Annotated in this window: 16 protein-coding genes; 12 read left to right on the forward strand and 4 right to left on the reverse strand. The window is 69.7% G+C overall.

Annotated features, from left to right (window positions below; translation table 11 throughout):
- Positions 1-9: 9 nt before the first annotated feature.
- Both M9914_12110 and M9914_12115 read left to right on the forward strand, forming a co-directional pair.
- Positions 10-1,323, forward strand: a complete 1,314-nt coding sequence (locus tag M9914_12110; GenBank protein MCO5174920.1) for a peptidoglycan DD-metalloendopeptidase family protein — start codon at positions 10-12, stop codon at positions 1,321-1,323.
- A 40-nt stretch (positions 1,324-1,363) separates the two neighbouring features.
- On the forward strand, positions 1,364-3,478 hold the full coding sequence (locus M9914_12115) for an AAA family ATPase (GenBank protein ID MCO5174921.1): 2,115 nt from the start codon (positions 1,364-1,366) through the stop codon (positions 3,476-3,478).
- Positions 3,479-3,543: 65 nt separating this feature from the next.
- On the opposite strand, the gene M9914_12120 is transcribed toward M9914_12115, so the two are convergent.
- The gene (locus M9914_12120; GenBank protein MCO5174922.1) at positions 3,544-4,443 is read right to left on the reverse strand and encodes a hypothetical protein; all 900 of its coding nucleotides are present in this window, start codon (positions 4,441-4,443) and stop codon (positions 3,544-3,546) included.
- A 51-nt stretch (positions 4,444-4,494) separates the two neighbouring features.
- Between M9914_12120 and M9914_12125 the strand changes: the two genes are divergently transcribed.
- From M9914_12125 to M9914_12170, 10 genes are all read left to right on the forward strand, one after another.
- A complete protein-coding gene (locus tag M9914_12125; protein MCO5174923.1) occupies positions 4,495-4,854 on the forward strand; it encodes a DUF1043 family protein in 360 nt (119 codons plus the stop codon).
- A 286-nt stretch (positions 4,855-5,140) separates the two neighbouring features.
- Positions 5,141-6,700, forward strand: a complete 1,560-nt coding sequence (locus M9914_12130; protein ID MCO5174924.1) for an N-acetylmuramoyl-L-alanine amidase — start codon at positions 5,141-5,143, stop codon at positions 6,698-6,700.
- Between the two features lie 52 nt (positions 6,701-6,752).
- Positions 6,753-7,205 carry an NUDIX domain-containing protein gene (locus M9914_12135; GenBank protein MCO5174925.1) on the forward strand — a complete coding sequence of 151 codons (453 nt, stop codon included), beginning with the start codon at positions 6,753-6,755 and terminating at the stop codon, positions 7,203-7,205.
- The gene (locus tag M9914_12140; protein MCO5174926.1) at positions 7,202-8,362 is read left to right on the forward strand and encodes a hypothetical protein; all 1,161 of its coding nucleotides are present in this window, start codon (positions 7,202-7,204) and stop codon (positions 8,360-8,362) included. Before M9914_12135 ends, M9914_12140 begins: the two co-directional genes overlap by 4 nt.
- 149 nt (positions 8,363-8,511) lie before the next feature.
- Complete coding sequence (locus M9914_12145; GenBank protein ID MCO5174927.1) at positions 8,512-10,065, forward strand: Wzz/FepE/Etk N-terminal domain-containing protein; 1,554 nt, start codon at positions 8,512-8,514, stop codon at positions 10,063-10,065.
- Positions 10,066-10,072: 7 nt separating this feature from the next.
- Entirely contained in the window at positions 10,073-10,828 is a 756-nt protein-coding gene (locus tag M9914_12150; GenBank protein ID MCO5174928.1) for an NAD(P)-dependent oxidoreductase, read from the forward strand.
- A 43-nt stretch (positions 10,829-10,871) separates the two neighbouring features.
- Positions 10,872-11,387, forward strand: a complete 516-nt coding sequence (gene rfbC, locus M9914_12155; protein MCO5174929.1) for a dTDP-4-dehydrorhamnose 3,5-epimerase — start codon at positions 10,872-10,874, stop codon at positions 11,385-11,387.
- Positions 11,384-12,457 (forward strand): dTDP-glucose 4,6-dehydratase, encoded by a 1,074-nt coding sequence (gene rfbB, locus M9914_12160; GenBank protein MCO5174930.1) that lies wholly within the window; start codon positions 11,384-11,386, stop codon positions 12,455-12,457. The genes rfbC and rfbB overlap by 4 nt, the downstream gene beginning before the upstream one ends.
- Positions 12,454-13,326, forward strand: a complete 873-nt coding sequence (rfbA, locus tag M9914_12165; GenBank protein MCO5174931.1) for a glucose-1-phosphate thymidylyltransferase RfbA — start codon at positions 12,454-12,456, stop codon at positions 13,324-13,326. The genes rfbB and rfbA overlap by 4 nt, the downstream gene beginning before the upstream one ends.
- A 186-nt stretch (positions 13,327-13,512) precedes the next feature.
- Positions 13,513-14,781 (forward strand): DUF4143 domain-containing protein, encoded by a 1,269-nt coding sequence (locus tag M9914_12170; protein ID MCO5174932.1) that lies wholly within the window; start codon positions 13,513-13,515, stop codon positions 14,779-14,781.
- 61 nt (positions 14,782-14,842) lie between these two features.
- Here the strand turns inward: M9914_12170 and M9914_12175 are convergent, their stop codons facing one another.
- The 3 genes from M9914_12175 to M9914_12185 form a co-directional block, all read right to left on the reverse strand.
- A complete protein-coding gene (locus M9914_12175; GenBank protein ID MCO5174933.1) occupies positions 14,843-15,625 on the reverse strand; it encodes a MerR family transcriptional regulator in 783 nt (260 codons plus the stop codon).
- A 75-nt stretch (positions 15,626-15,700) separates the two neighbouring features.
- On the reverse strand, positions 15,701-16,207 hold the full coding sequence (locus tag M9914_12180) for a GNAT family N-acetyltransferase (protein ID MCO5174934.1): 507 nt from the start codon (positions 16,205-16,207) through the stop codon (positions 15,701-15,703).
- Positions 16,204-16,422 carry a DUF1778 domain-containing protein gene (locus M9914_12185; GenBank protein ID MCO5174935.1) on the reverse strand — a complete coding sequence of 73 codons (219 nt, stop codon included), beginning with the start codon at positions 16,420-16,422 and terminating at the stop codon, positions 16,204-16,206. Before M9914_12185 ends, M9914_12180 begins: the two co-directional genes overlap by 4 nt.
- Between the last annotated feature and the right edge of the window lie 11 nt (positions 16,423-16,433).

Consider the following 16,433-nt stretch of genomic DNA (forward strand, 5'->3'; position numbering starts at 1 on the left):
ACTTGGCCCGTGCCACGTGTCCGGTTGCTCCGCGCAGTGATCCTCGCCGTGGCCTTGGCGGCCGCGGCGCCGGCGCTGAACGGGGCGACGGCCCAGGTGAACCTCACCAGCCCCGAGCGCCAAGCGCTCGAGCAGGACCTCGCCAGGTACCAGGACCTGCTCGCCGAGCGGCAGCTGCAGCTCGTGGAGATAGAGAAGGCGCTCGGGCAGACGGGCGGCCAGCTCGAGCAGCGCATCGCGGAGCGTGACGAGGTCAGCGAGCAGCTCGCGGCCAAGCGCCGCGAGCGTGAACAGCTCATAGCGCGCATCGCCGACCTGGAGGCCGAGCGTACCGCCACCGAGGCGCAGGTCGCCGCGCTCGACGAGCGCCTGGCCGCCATGGCCGAGCGCATCCAGGACCTGCTGCTGAGCCACTACAAGCAGAAGGGGCGCGACCTCACCTCGAGCCTCGCGACCAGCAAGACCTTCCACGAGTTGCGGGTGCGCAACCACTACCTCGGCCTCCTCGCGGAGCAGGACGCCGACGTGGTCAACGAGCTCGACGCCGTCCTCGAGGAGCGGAGGGCCGCCAAGGCGCAGCTCGACGCGCAGCTCCTGGAGTTGCAGGCGGCCGAGGCGGACCTGGCGCGCGCCGAGACGGACCTGGCCGCCGCGCGCCAACGGCTCGACGAGGTGCTCGCGGAGCTGAACGCCACGCGCGCCGGCCAGCTCATCCAGCAGCAGAACCTCCTGGAGGAGCAGACGCGGCTCGAGGGCAACCTCGGCGACGTCAACCGGCAGCTCGAGCAGGAGATCGCGCGCCTCAGGGCCGAGGAGGCGGCGGCCAGGGAGGCTGCGGCGCAGTACGCGCAGGACCGCGAGAAGCAGCTGGAGTTACAGCGCCAGGCGGACGCGGCGCGCAGTCGGGCCGACGCGCTCACCGCCCCGCTGGCGCCGCTCACGACGGGCTTCACGCGCCCGTTCGACGGCGCCACGCTCATCAGCCGCTTCGGCGAGGGGAACAACTCGTACCTGGGCATCCAGGCCCCCGCCAACAACTCGGCCGTGCGCGCCGTGCAGGCGGGCCGCGTGTCCGCCGTAACCTACCTCGGCGCGAACTTCGGCTACATGGTGGCCGTGCAGCACTCCGGCGGCCTGACGAGCGTCTACGTGAACCTCCGCCAGCCCCTCGTCGACCTGGGCGACGGCGTCCAGCAGGGCACCGTGCTCGGCTACCTCGGCGGCGGCACCCTCACGCCCCCGGACGTCCTGCAGTTCTACGCTCAACGTGCCACCGGGTCGAACAGTCCGTTCATCGATCCGGCGCCGCTCCTGGGTTGGTGAGCAGGTGGCGGTGCGCGGGCGCGGCAGGGGGAGCTAGCACGTGATCTGCTCGGCCTGCGGCACGGCCAACCCCACCGGCATGCGCTACTGCGGCATGTGCGGCGTGCCGCTCGACCGCCAGGCCGGCGCGGCGCGCGAGCGGCGACGGGTGACCATGCTCTTCGTCGACCTCTCCGGCTTCAGCGGCCTGACGCGCGACCTCGACCCGGAGGACCTGCGGGACCTGGCCGACGAGGTCCTCACAGTCGTGACCGGGGTCGTGGAGACGTACGACGGCTACGTCGACGCCCTCAAGGGCGACGGTCTGCTCGCCCTCTTCGGGGCGCCGCACTCCCACCCTGACGATGCGTTGCGCGCGGTGCTGGCGGGGGCCGCCAGCCTGCGGGCCATCGAGGACATCGGGAAGAGCAGGGGGCTCCCCCTCAAGGGGCGCGCTGGTGTCAACACGGGGATAGTCATCGCCGGAGCCGTCGGCTCTGGCAGGGTGCGCTCCTACACGGTGATGGGCAGCGCGGTGAACCTCGCCGCCCGGCTGGAGGAGGCCGCGGCGCCGGGCGACGTGTGGGTAGGCCCGGAGACGCACCAGGCGACGCGCCACCGGATCCACTACCAGCCGACCGGGCCCATCAGCCTGCACGGCTTCCCGGACATCACCTCGGGGCATCGGCTCGTGATGCCGAAGCAGCAGCAGACCGACCCGTACGCCCACGTCCCGTTCATAGGCCGCGCGAACGAGCTGGAGCTCCTCAGGTCCGCTTACGACGAGGCCGTCGCGAACGAGACCGCGCGCGAGGCGTGGCTGGTCGGCGAGGCCGGCCGCGGGAAGACGCGGCTCGTGCGCGAGTTCGTCAAGCGGCTCGGGGGGCGCCCCCTGGTCTTATGGCTCGAACAGCCGGTGACGGAGGAGGCTGCGTTCGCCGGCCTCGGCCGCCAACTCTTCGCACTGCACTTGGCCGAGGATCCCCGCTCAGCCGCGCCGCGCGTGCAGCGCCTGCTCCACGGGCTCCTGCCCGGCGAACCGCGCTGGCACCAGCTCATCCTCGAGAGCCTCGACCTCGCTCAGCGCTCGACCTGGACGCGCATCGAGCGACGCAGCATCGACAGGACCAACCTGGCGTGGCGCGACCTGCTCGTCGCCCTGACGCGCAGGGGGCCAGGAACCGAGCACGGGCAGGTACGGCCGCTCGTGCTGATCGTCGAGAACGAGCCGAACGACCCGGCATCGCGCGAGTTCGTCGCCCTCGTCGCCGCGGCCGAGGCGCCCATGCTCGTGCTGCGCACCTCGCGGCGCCACGCCGTCGACCACGCCAAGGTCATCCACCTTCCGGCGCTCACCCCGGAGGAGAGCCTGAGGCTCCTCGGCGAGGTGGCCGGCCCGGCGCTACGCGTGGCCGCCGCGGGGCTGGTCGAGCAGGTCGGCGGGGTCCCGGCGTTCGTGCTAGAGCTTGGCAGGGCACTATCCGTGGCCTCGCTCGACTCGTTCCCCGGCTCGCTGGCCTCGCTCCTGCAAGCGCGCATCGACCTGATCGACGCCCCCTACCGTCGGCTGCTCGCTCACGCCGCGCTCGCCGGCGAGGTCGTGTGGGAGGGCCTGCTGCGCGAGCTGGCCGGCCCGGCCGTCTCCGGCGACGTCGAGGTGCTGCTGCGCGAGAAGATGCTCGTCGCCCAGACGGGCTCGTCCATCCCGGACGAGCTCGAGTACCGCTTCCAGAGCGAGTTCCTGCGTAACGGTCTTCTGCGCATGATCCCGTTCTCGGAGCGGCCGGTGCTCCACTTGCGGATCGCGACCTGGCTCGAGCGCCACGCGCCCTTGAGCTTCTCCGCCATGACCGCCGAGCACTTCTCCTTGGGCGGGGCACCCGACGCCGCCTACGCCCACTACCTCACCGCCGCCGACCTCGCCACGGCGCAGGACGACTCAGCGCGCGCGTTCGAGCTCTTCGAGCGCCTGCTCGGCCTCCCGATCCCCCCGGAGCTCCGAACGGAAGGCGCCTTGGCCCTGACCCAGGCGGCCCTGAGCCTCGGAGCGGGCGAGCGGGCGCGGTCCGCGTTCGAGCGGGCCGAGAGCCTCCTCGACGGCTGCGCGCCCGAGGCGCGCCGCGAGCTCGGCAGGGTGCTCGAACAGCTCGGGCACGACCTCGCGCTGCTGACGTAGCCCCCGACCGGGGAGGCCGGGCGTCGCCGAGGCCACGAGCGCCCTCGCCGGCCACGGCCGGCCCGCTACCCGACCTTGCGACCGAAGACGGCGAACCAGGGCTTGAAGCTGGGCTCGAGCTCGACGAGCTTGCGCGCGAGCTCCCCCCTGTCGGCTGGCGGGAGGGCGGAGCGCAGCTCGGTCAGGTAGTCCCAACCGCGGCGTTCGGAGAGGTCGAGCGCCCGCTCCGCGAACACGCCCTGGTACCAGAGGAGCCGCTCCCAGCCGGCCCTGTTGCGCGGGTACTCGAAGGCGGCCAGGTCGCCAGCCTCGGCGCTCGTGCCGGCCACCTGCCAGCGCGACCACTCCGTCAGGCGCAGCAAGGCGTTGCGTTGGCCGGTGGCCCGCAACGCCTGCACGAAGAGGTAGGTGGCGTTCAGCTCGTCGAGCCACTTGAGGCGCGTGCGCAGACCGCTCAGGTTGGCAACGGCATGACCCCACTCGTGCCCCACCATCAGGTCGATGAACTCGCCGAGCTGCGCCGGCGCGCTCACGCCCGCGCGCGCCGCGGCGAGCATGGCGCCGTCGAACCGCTGCAGCAGGCGCGGTTGGTGATCTGCCGCCACGATCACGTTCGCCTGCCGGCCGCCGACGGCGGTGCGGGCGAAGGGCAGGCCGTACGGGTAGCGCGCGAGCTTGTACCAGTCGCGCGAGTCGACGACGAGCAGGGTCACGTCCGCCTCCGATCGCAAAGCGGCGCGGGCCGCCTCATGGAGCGGGCGCAGGAACGCCTGGATCTGCCCCGCCCGCCGCCGCGCGCCCGCCGAATGGCGGGCCGGCAGCACGTCGTCTCGCAGCGGCCTGAGGTACAAGCCGACCAGAGCGGCCGCCGGGTTGGCGGGCGCGCTCGCCTGAGCGGCCGGGGGACGCCCGGCGGCCCCGCCGCTCGGCCGCCCGTCCTGCTTGGCTCGTCTGGGGTTGGGCATGCTGGCCGCAGTCTAGGGGAAGTCGGCCTGGGCCTTGCTATGCTCGGCGGCATGAGCGCCTGGTTATGGGCCGTGATCGCCTTCCTCGTCGGCATCGGAGCCGGGTGGGGGCTCTCGACCTACTTGCGCGGCAGGCAGCCGAGCGAGCAGCGGCTACGGCGCCTCCAGGCGGTCCTCGACCGCTTCCAGGGCGAGGTGGCGCAGCACTTCCAGGAGTCCGGCGAGCTGATCACGCGCCTGCGCACGGACGTGGAGTCGCTCTACCACCACCTCGAGAGCGGGGCCGCCCGGCTCACGACGGAGGACGCCACCCAGGCGCGCCTGCGTCAGCTCGAGGAGACCGCGGCGACGCAGTCGGGGCCCTGCGCCGCCGACCGGCCCGGCGCAGCCGACCGGCCCGGCGACCGCTAGCCGCCGAACGCGGCGCGGCGGCCGAACGCGGCCCGAGTGCCGAACGCGGGCGCGCCCGCGTTCACCGGTCGCGACCTCGGCGCTCTGGCGCGCCATTGCCGACCCCGCGCGCGGCCACGGACGCCAGGGCGGCCGGCGACCCGGCGCTCTGCCGGCGCCGGCCGCTCGTCACGGAATGGTCCGACCAACTCGCGACAGAAGGCCTGTCGTAAGGCAGGGAAACCCGCTGCAGGGCGAATTTCCTCATGTTTCGACCCCCGGGGTGCGTGATAGACTCCCCGGCGACGTGAAGCGGCTGCTCCTCATCCTCACCCTGCTGTTGACCTGCGTAACGGCCGCCGCTCAGGAACGGCACAACTACCTTGCGGTCAACGGTACCGTCGTCGACGCCGCCGGCCCCTACTACTTCATGAAGCAGGGCGACAGTTCCAACGCCTTCGTGCGGGCCCAGCCCATCGCCGAGGCGATGAAGCTCACGGTCGACTACGTCGCCGACGAGAAAGTCCTCGTGTTCTCCGACGGGTTCAGGACGGCGCGCTTCAAGGCGACGTCCGACGTCCAGGCCGGCTTGGTCAAGGCGGCCGGCACCGTCGCCCTCTCCCCTGCCCTGGGTGGTCAGACCACTTTGGCGAGCCCCATGGCCATCCTCGTCGACGGGGTCGCGTACGTCGCCGTCACGCCGCTCGTCACGGCCTTCGAGGGCGAGAGCACGTGGAACGCCGAGCGCCAGGTGCTCACGATAGACACGGCCGACCGCCTCGGCTACACGCTCGCCCGGGCGCGGACCGGCATCACGGACGGCGTCTCGCGCGTCGCCATCGACATCCCGGAGAACGCCGACTACCAGGTGGCCGCGGGGGGCAAGGCCCTCGTCATCGTCCTCCCTGGCGCGCGCTCCGAAGCGTACGAGGTGACGGTCGACGACGCCAACCTGAGCGCGCTCAGCGTCACGAACGAGGCCGGTCGCGTCACGATCGGCGTGCACACCAAGTTCGACCTCGCAGCGTCGGGCACCGGCTTCCGCGTCGGCATCGTGCCGAAGGCCACCGGCCGCACCCTCTACGTCGACTTCGCCCCGAGCGTGGCCGGCGCGGCCGTGGCGGCGCTGCAGGCGGTCGCCGCGCCGGCCGAGACACCCGTGCCGGCTTTGCAGACCGTTCCCGAGCAGCGGCAGGTAGTCGTGATAGACGCCGGTCACGGGGGCCACGACCCGGGCGCGACCGGTTACGCCGTGGAGAAGAACGTGGTGCTCTCCGTGGCCCTGCAACTCAAGCGGCTGCTGGAGGCCGAGGGGGTCGAGGTCATCCTCACCAGGGGCGACGACACGTTCCTGACCTTGCAGCAGCGCTCGCTCTTCGCCGCTCCGGAGCGCAACCTGTTCGTCTCGATCCACGCGAACTCCGCCTCCAACGCCTCGGCCGCCGGGATCGAGACCTGGGTGTTCGGCGAGCCGCTCAACCCATCGCTCATTGACAGGGCCATCGAGGAGAACGGCGGCGGCACCGAGGGCCAGGCCCTCACGGAGGAGGCGCGCGCCAGCGCCCGCGACCTGGCGGCCGACATCCTGCGCGAGGCCCAGCTCAACTACTCGCTCACCCTGGCCGAGACCGTGCAGCGCAACCTGATAGACGCGACCGGCGCGCGCGATCGCGGCGTCAGGGCCAACCTCTTCTACGTGATCCGCACCGCCCGCATCCCGGCCATCCTCGTGGAGCTCGGCTTCGTCAGCAACCCGGAGGAGGGGCGTGACCTCGCCTCCTCGAGCTACCAGGGCAAACTGGCCCAAGCGTTGGCCGACGGCCTGCTGGAGTTCCTCCACGGCGGCGGCCTGGTCGCGAGGCGCTGAGTGCGCCAGGGCTCAAGAACGGCCATTGGGGAGCGGTGTAGCATGTTGGGGCATGTCACGCCGCCACCCCGATCGACCCTCTAGAGCGCGCGACGCGGACGCCTCGACGGTCGCGGGCGCGGGCGGTGTGGTCTTCGGACCCGGCGGGAAGGTACTCCTCCTGAGGCATGGTAGCGGCCATTGGGTGTTCCCGAAGGGGCACGTCGAGCAGGGCGAGACGCAACTGCAAGCCGCACTCAGGGAGGTAGCCGAGGAGGCCGGCGTGCGCGCGCGCTGCGACCACCCGAAGCGCACCTGGACGACCTACTACCGCAACCCGCGGGGCGTGCACCGCCTCATAACCTGGTACCGCTGCGAGGCGGAGGACACGTCGACCAACGTCACGGAGGAAGCGTTCGTGGCGGGGGGCTTCTACCCGCCCGCGGAAGCGTTCGAGCTCCTGACGCACCGGACCGACCGCGACCTCCTCAGGCGCGTCCTGAACGAGGGGGAGCGAAGCGCGTGAACGAGACGGGCGGCAACGGTCGCAGCTCCCAGCCGCGCCAGACCCGGCCGGCGCAAGGCGAGCAGGCTACGTTGGGGCTGACCGGCCCGAACGCGAGCCGCTCCCGGGACGTCAGTGCCGGCACCGGGGCGGGCGCCCAAGGGATGCTCGGCGACACGGGTGAGCACAGCGCCGAGTGGCTCCTCGAGAACCTGCGCGCCATCCGGCACTCGGGCACGCTCGCGTTGGCGGACGGCAGCGGCACCACGCTCCTCCTCCTCGCCCGCGGCCAGGTGGAGGCGAGCTTCAAGCTCGGGCCGTACGCGCGCCTCGATGCGCCGGAGCAGCGCTTCCACTTGCACACGCACGAACCGTCGGTGACCCCTCAGCTGCCGCCGCGCTTCCCCGCCAGCAAGTCGCCGCTCCTGCGCGCACTGCCGCGCCTGGCCCCGCCCCAGCGGCTGACCCCGGGCGCCATCGACCTACCCGACCTGCTCGAACGCCTGCACGAGGCCCGTTTCGATGGCTGCCTCAGCTACGCGACCGAGCGCGAACGCTCCGTGGCCCTGCTCGTCGGCGGCGGCGTGAGGGCGGCCGTGCACGAGGTGGGCGGCGCGCTTCACGACCGGGCGGAGGCGATGCGGGCGCTCCAGAAGGCCGGCCAGGCACGCGCCAAGGGCCTTCTCGAGCTCGACGCATTGGAGCCCGCCGTCGTCCTGCCGCTCGCGGCGCTCGCCCTCGGCAGGAGCGCGCCGGCCGACGGCCCGGCGTTCACGGGCCTCGAGGTCTTCGGCTCGGGCTTCCGGTACTACAAGCAGGGCCAGCCGTTCCTCGAGGTCCTCGCGACAACCGAGGGTCCGACGCGCCGGTACGCCCTGCCTGAGCAGGCCGTCGAGCGCGCGCCCCAACTCGAGCTCCCGGACGAGCCGCCGGGCTGGGAGGACCGCCGTTTCGCCCTCACGTTGCGGGGCCGCGACGCGCTCAACCCGATGACCGCCCTGCACATGAGCTTCCGTTCCGAGCACGGCGCCGAAGGTCAACGCCTCCTCGAAGGGCTCGGCAAGGGCGAGACCCTCGGCCGCACCGCCGACGCGCTCGGCCTGGAGCTGGGCGACATGCGACTGTGGCTCGAGCGGCTTGAGGGTTCCGGCATGCTGCGCGAGGTGGCGGTCCGCTGAGCCTGCCGAGCGCCCGACTCGTCGGCCGCGGCTAGCGGCGGCGCTCTAGCCTGCCCGGCGCGCGTCCAGCCCGCCGCCGAGCAGGGCAAGACGCGCGTGAGAAGGGCGTCGGCGCCTCGAGCCGTTTCTTGACGTATCCTAGTCGGGCTTTGAACGAGCCCAAGGAGTACGTCACCGTGGTCGAGCGCACCGACGAGGTCTCGCTACGCGATCTCTACCTCATCTTCCGTCGCGGCTTCCGGCTGATCGCGGCGGTCGCACTGGTGGCGGCCGGCGCGGCGTTCGCGTACCTCTCGACCAAGCCCGGGTCCTACGTTGCCAGCGCCACTGTCCAGGTCACGGCCCCGCAGCCGACCACGTCAGGGGAACTGGCGAGCCTGGTCCCCCAGGTGGGCATGGGCATGCAGTCGTACACGTCGTTGGCGATGTCGAACGCGGTACTGGCCGAGGCGCTAGAGGAAGCCGCGGCCGCACGCGCGCGGCGGGAGGCAGGCGGGGACCAGGGTGCCGAGGAGGAGACGGCGGGGGCAGTGACCGCTGGAGCAGCGGCGGCGGCGCAGGCCACCACGACGCAAGCCACCCCGACGCAGACCGACGGCCCGCCCACCCAGACGACCGACACGGAAGCGCTGAAGCGGTTGCTACAGAGCCTCAAGCTCACTGCCATCGACACGTCCAACCAGTCGCGTGGGCAGCTCACCATCCAGCACATGGCCACGGCCGACAGCTCGGCGCAAGCCGCCGACCTCGCCAACGGCTGGGCCCAGGCGGGCGCGCGGGCGGCGACCGAGGCGATGCGCGGCGCCGTCGACGTCGCGGTCACAGCGGCCACGCGGGAGCTGGCGGCGCGGGAAACTGCGCTCGCCGTCGCCAGGGACGCCTGGACGGCCTTCCTGAAGGACGACGCCAGGCCGGCGCTGCAGAGCCAGCTGGCGCAGCTGGCCACCCAGCAGGCGGCCGCACGCTCGCGCCTCGCCGAGTTGGACACCCTGATCGTGTCGAACGGAGCGAGGCAGGCGCTCCTCTCGGCCGCCGCCGCGGCGCGCACGGAGGCGTCACCCGAACCGTTGGATGCGCAGGTCAGGACGCTGGTCGACGCGGGCGTGCTGGACGCCGCCACGGCCGCCGGCTTCGCGGCCGCCATCGCCCAACTCCCGGCGGGCGTGGCCACGGGGGACCATAGCGTCCTCGCGCTCGTCAGCCGCGCGCGCCTCGAGTCGCTGGCGGCGGACCTGGCCGGCCAGGTGGCCGAGCGCGACCAGCTGCAGAACGACTCCGACAGGGCCGAGAGGGAGGCGACGGTGCTGCGTGAACGCCTCGCCGACCTGGAGCTGCGCGCCGCGACCCCGCAAGACGCCTTGCGGAACGCGACGGCCGCGTACGACCGCGTTGCCGCCGTCATGCCGCTTCTCACCCTCCAGCAGGGCATGGTCGATGACGCCGCGCGCGTGATCATCGGCGCATCGCAACCGTTGGAGCCCAAGCCCAGGAACCGCCTAACGATCACCGTGGCCGCCTTCCTCGTCGGCGGGCTGCTCGCCACGCTCTTCGTGTTCCTGCGGGCGGCCGTGGCGGAGCCGGCGGCACCCCCCCGCGCGCGCGTCGCGGCCACGGGCGGCGGCAACCCCTTCAGCAGTCAGGTGCCTACCGCTACGGGCATGCGCGACTCGCAACCGCACCGGTCTCGACACCAGGAGGGTTAGGGAGATCGTGTCGCCTTCTCTGCAAGCCAGCGATCTGTTATTGACCGGTGGAAGCGGAAGACTTGGGCGGGAACTCATCGCCCTCCTGCCGGGCGCCCTCGCACCGAATTCACGCGAGCTGGACGTGACGGACGCAGACCAGACCGTACGGGTGATCGCATCTTCCAGACCGAGCGTCGTCGTCCACTGCGCCGGGTACACCGACGTCCGCGGCGCCGAGACCGCACGCGAGCGATGCTGGCTGGTAAACGTAGTGGGTACGCGCAACGTTGCGCGTGCGGCGAGGGAGACCGGCGCGCAATTAGTGCATATCTCCACGGACTACGTGTTCTACGGGGACCGTGGCGGCTACCGCGAGGGTGACGTGCCCGGGCCCGTGCGCAACTACTACTCGCTGACGAAGCTCGTGGCCGAGGAAGCAGTAAGGGCACTGCGCGGCTCCCTCGTCGTGCGTACGAGCTTCAGACCCCGCGTGTGGCCGTATCCAACGGCCTTCGACGACCTCTACACGTCTCAGGACTACGTCGACGTGATAGCCCCGCTACTTGTCGAGTTGATCATGCATCTAGGCCAGATCGAGGACGACACCCTCCACCTCGCCACCGAGCGCAAGAGCGTGTACGAGTTGGCTGTGCGTAGGGCTCCCGAGGTACGTCGTGCGAGCAGGGTGGAGGCAGGCGTGCCTCTACCGCATGACGTCTCACTCGACGTGACGCGCTTTTGTCAGCTACGCGCTCAATGGCGTCAACGGGAAGGCAACTAACGTTTTGAACGTAACCTCTCTAGCAATCCCGGATGTCAAGCTCTTGACCCCTTCCGTGAAGCCGGACTCGCGCGGCTTCTTCCTCGAGCGGTGGAACGAGGCGACATTCAGGGAGGCAGGACTGCCGCTGCGGTTCGTGCAGGACAATCACTCGCGCTCCACGCACGGGGTTTTGCGCGGTCTGCACTTCCAGGCTGGTATGCATGCGCAAGGCAAGCTCGTAGGTGTGGCTCGCGGGGGCATACTGGACGTGGCGGTCGATCTGCGGCGCGGGTCGGCTACCTTCGGCAGCTGGGTAAGCGCCGTGCTTGACGATGTCAACTTGCAGCAACTATGGGTGCCGGCCGGGTTCGCCCACGGTTTCCTGGTACTCTCGGAGGTGGCCGACGTGCTGTACAAGACCGACTACCCGTACACGCCCGAGGCGGATGGGGGCGTGCGCTGGGATGATCCCGACATCGGTGTCGACTGGGGCGTCGCGGGTCCGGTTCTCTCGGCTAAGGACGCCAAGCTACCGTTCCTCACCGACCTAGAATCGTTCCCGGAAGGGCGCCGATGACCACTTATCTCGTGACAGGCGCCGCCGGCTTCATAGGCTCGGCCCTAGTACGCCAACTGACCGCCGGAGGCGGCAAGCGCGTCGTGAGCGTAGATGCCTTTACCTATGCCGCCGACCCAGAGCGCCTGCGAGCGGCTGGAAGCGCTTCCAACCACCGTCTCGTGAAGCTCGACATAAACGACGTATCCGGCATGACCGCCCTACTCGCAGAAGAACGGCCCATGGCCATCTTCCACCTCGCCGCCGAGACGCACGTAGATCGCTCGATCGACGGACCGCGCGCTTTTCTACAGGCCAACACGACCGGCACCTTCAACCTGCTCGAGTCAGTTAGACGTTACTGGGAAACCCTGCCACCGAGCGAGCGTGCCGCGTTCCGAATGGTCAACGTGAGCACGGACGAGGTCTACGGGAGCTTGGGTCCCAATGGAACGTTCGACGAGGGCAGCCCCTACGATCCGCGCTCCCCATACAGTGCCAGCAAGGCCGGCGCCGACCACTTCGCAAACGCTTATTTCCACACCTTCGGCTTACCGGTGATGACTACACACGCCTCAAACAACTACGGCCCGTTCCAGTTCCCGGAAAAGTTAGTGCCCCTAGCTATTAGCCGTGCCCTGGCAGGCGAGAGTGTTCCCATGTACGGCGATGGCATGCAGGTCCGCGACTGGCTCCACGTCGACGATCATGCTCGCGGGCTCGTAACGGTAGTCGAACGCGGTGAACCGGGCGCCACATACCTGATGGGCGGTGGCCACGAACTGCCGAACCGCATCCTTCTCGAACAGCTCCTCGGCCACCTCAACGATCTCGTGCCCGGCCGGAGTGACCATCGTCTCCTGATCAAGAGCGTCACCGACCGGCCCGGCCACGACCGCCGCTACGCAGTCGATTCGAGCCGCGCTGAGAACGAGCTCGGTTGGCGGAGGCTGATAACGTTCGACGATGGACTACGAGACACCGTTCAGTGGTATGTAGAGAACCAAGCTTGGGTACGGGCCGTTACGGAGCGCTACGACCTTGGGCGTCTCGGATTAGGAGCGAATCCCACAGGAGCACGTTCAGTATGAGCCGGCGTGGGATCGTATTGGCTGGCGGAGCGGGCACACGCCTCTACCCTGCCACTCTGGCAGTGAGCAAGCAACTCCTGCCGGTTTACGACAAACCGATGGTCTATTACCCACTCACTACGTTGATGCTGGCAGGGATCCGCGAGGTGCTCGTGATCTCGACCCCGCGCGATCTTCCAGCATTCCGCGAGCTTCTCGGCACCGGTGATAAGTGGGGCATGCGCTTCGATTTCGCAGTTCAGGAGCGGCCGGCGGGTATCGCTCAGGCGCTGCTGATAGGCTCGCGCTTCGTTGGTGATAGCGCTTCTGCGCTAGTCCTGGGCGATAACCTCTTCCATGGCCACGGGCTCGCAGAGATGCTTGGCACCGCTAACGAGCGCGTCGCAGAAGCATCGGTGTTCGGCTACCAGGTGAGCGACCCCGAACGCTACGGCGTCGTGGCGTTCGACGGGGCGGGGCGCGCCACCAGTATCGAGGAGAAGCCGGCCGCGCCGCGCAGCCGTTACGCCGTCACCGGCCTCTACTTCTACCCGGCCGGCGTCGCGGAGGAGGCGCGCCGGCTGCGGCCCTCGCAGCGCGGCGAGCTCGAGATCACGGACCTGAACCTCGCTTACCTGCGGCAAGGGCGCCTGCGCGTCGAGCTGCTCGGCCAGGGCATGGCGTGGTTGGACACGGGCACGCACGAGAGCTACCTGCAGGCCTCCAACTACGTTGAGACGCTCGAGGCGCGGCAGGGCGTGAAGATCGGCTGCCCGGAGGAGGTCGCGTTCAGGAACGGCTGGATAGGCGCCGAGCAGCTGGAGGGCCTCGCCGACACGATGCGCGGGAGCGGGTACGGGCGGTACCTGCTGGGGTTGGTGGAGAGGTAGACGCGACCGCACGCCGAACGGTGCCTGAGCGCGCCAAGGACAGGGCGGTCTTCCGGAGCGCGGCGCAGCCAACGCGAACGTGAGAGGGGAGCGAACGCGAATCGGTAAGCGTAGTTAACGCAAATCGGTAAGCGAGGCGAACGCAAAAAGTACATCGGCATGAGCGCAAAAGTGATAGCCTCAGCCATGCCGGCCTATCTGCCACGCATCGTGGACAGGGCGATCGCCGAAGCACTCAAGTCCTTCGGCGCCGTGATCCTGCAGGGCCCGCGAGCTGTGGGAAAGACCACCAGCGGCCTCCACGCCGCAGCCAGCTCGGTCCGGCTCGATGCTTCACCGGAGCTGATCACGCTGGCCACGATCTCCCCGGAGACGCTGCTGGAAGGCGCGATACCCCGCCTGATCGACGAATGGCAGCTAGCCCCTGCTCTTTGGAACGCCGTCAGGCACGAGGTCGACCTCCGGGGCGGCCCGGGGCAGTTCATCCTCACGGGATCGGCGACGCCAGCCGACGACCATACGCGCCATAGCGGGGCCGGGCGCTTCCGCCGTATCACGCTGAGGCCGATGACGCTCGCGGAGAGCGGCGACAGCGCTGGAACCGTGAGCCTAGACGCCCTCTTCGGAGGGAAGAGCGTGGCGGCGTTGGGCGGTCCTACCGTGCCGCAGTACGCGAAGTTGATCGCGCGGGGCGGCTGGCCGTCGCTGGTGCGCCAGAGCACCAGATCGGCGCGCGGCTACCTTACGAGCTACCTGGAAGACATCGCGCGCGTCGACCTGCCGGCCAGTGAGCTAGTGGTGGACCCAGTACGGATGCTCGCCTTGATGCGGGCTCTGGCACGCAACGTGGCCACCGAGATCTCGGCGGCCCAGCTCGGGGTGGAGGCGGAGATCGAGGAACGGAGCGACCCGGCCAAAGGCATCTCCGCACGCAGCGTTAGGAAGTACCTAGACGCGCTCAGTAGGGTGTTCGTAGTAGAGGAGCAGCCCGCGTGGGCTCCGCACCTGCGCTCGAGGGTACGGTTGAGGGTGAAACCGAAGTGGCACTTCGTCGATCCGTCCCTGGCCGCCGCAGCTCTGGGCGCCGGTCCCGAGAACCTCATGGCAGACCTCAACACGCTCGGGCTCCTGTTCGAGTCGTTGTGCGTGCGCGACCTGCGGGTCTATGCCGATGCCCTCGGTGGCAGCGTGTACCACTATCGTGACGACTCCGGCTTGGAGATCGACATCATCGTCGAGTTGAACGACGGCACCTGGTCGGCGTTCGAGGTGAAGCTCGGGGGCGAGGCGCACATCGAGTCCGCGGCGTCGAACCTCAAGAAGCTGCAAGGGAAGGTATCGGCCAGGCGCGCCGAGCAGCTCAGGTCGCTCAACGTGATCACAGCGGGAAAGGTCAGCTTGACTCGACCCGATGGCGTCAATGTCGTCGCCCTCGGCCACCTCACCGCGAGCTGAGACGAGCCGCGGCAGTACTGCCGCGGCTCTCCTTGGCCCTCCAGGTCATGGGGTGTAAGGGCTAGTCCCGCCCAGAAGCGTTCGCCTTGATCGCGTCGGCGACGAACTCGGCGAGCCCCGCGGCGCGCTTCTCGTAGTGCGCGGTGAAGCGCGGGTCTGCCAGGTACATCTCGGCCAGACCGCGGTGGATGGCGTAGCCGCAGTCGTAGTAGAAGCGCGAGATGAGCTGCCTATGGGCCTCGGCAGCCTCCAGGGCGCGCTGGTCCGTCGGGGAGACGCCGGCGGCCAGAAGTTCGGCGAACTTGGCCTCGATGGCCTCGCTCTCCTGCGAGATGCGCAGCCAGTCCTCCTTCGTGTAGCTCTTGGTGCGGCGCTGGCTCTCACGGTAGGCGTCCGTGTCGCCCCAGCGCTCCTCGGCTTCCTTGGCGTGCTTCGTGGGGTCCTCGTCGCCGAAGACCTCGAGCAGCTCCTTGGGGTTAAGGTTGATTCCCATGTGTATCGCCTCCATCTGCTTGCGTAGCGACCGCCGCATGGCGAGCAGCTTCTCGAGCCGCGCGTTCAGCACCGCCTCCTGGCGTCTCAGGTGCTCCATGGGGTCGGCGGCCGGGTCGGAGAGGAGCTCCTGGATGGCGCCCAGCTCGAGGCCGAGCTCCCGGTAGGCGAGCACGGCGTGCAAGCGCTCCAGGTCGCCCGGCGTGTAGCGCCGGTAACCCGCCTCGCTGCGCTCGCTCGGCGACAGCAGGCCGTACTCGTCGTAATGGTGGAGCGTCCGGACGCTCACGTTCGCGAGCTTGGCCACCTCGCCGACCGTCAGTGCTTCGTTCTGGGTCCGCCTCACAGGCATGCGCCTCCTTCCCGCCGTTCACGGTAGACCCTTACGTTACGTGAGGGTCAAGGGGCGCTGGTCAACTCTAGGGGATCACGGCACGAGCAAGCGCATCGCCGTTGCCACGGGCAGATAGAGAGTAAGCGGACGGGCGATCAACGGCACGAACCCGAAAGAGGCGTAGAACGACGCCGCCCTGTCGTCGATGGCATGGGCGAACACGGCATGGGCTCCGATTGACGATGTGACCACCGTCCTCAACGCGTCGAACAGCAAGGCCTCGCCCAATCCTTGCCCCGCATAGTCGATATGCCTACCGAGCCAGCCGATCAGCACCGCGGGCACGGAAGGGTAACGAGGCAACCGCTTCGCCAGCACGGTCGGTACGTCCGTTAGGGGTACGTTGCTGGAAGACAACGTGTAGAATCCGGCGAGCCGACCCGTCGAACCCTCCACGGCCACGAAGCACTTCGCATAGTTACGCTTCACGTCTTGCGACACGACCTCGTGGAAGTAGGCATCGATCCGCGCGTTGCCGCACGAGAAACCGGTCCGCTCGTGCTCGCCACTGAGCGGTTCTATGGCGAAGCGGGCACTCACCTGCGCTCGATCAACTCAGCGTGCCGCCTGGCGGCACGTTCCAGCCTCTCATTGGGTTCGGGCGGCTCCATGAGCGCCTCGGCGAAGCGGACCTGGTCCTCTCGAGCAAGGCGCATGATCTCCGCCTCCTCGACGACACGCCGCGCATCCTCGCCTGCGGTAGCTATGAGATAGCCGGTCAGTGTCATGCCGCGCAACCGAGCGGCACGCTGCATCTGCTCGTATA

The organism is Trueperaceae bacterium (assembly GCA_023954415.1).
Lineage (GTDB): Bacteria > Deinococcota > Deinococci > Deinococcales > Trueperaceae > JAAYYF01.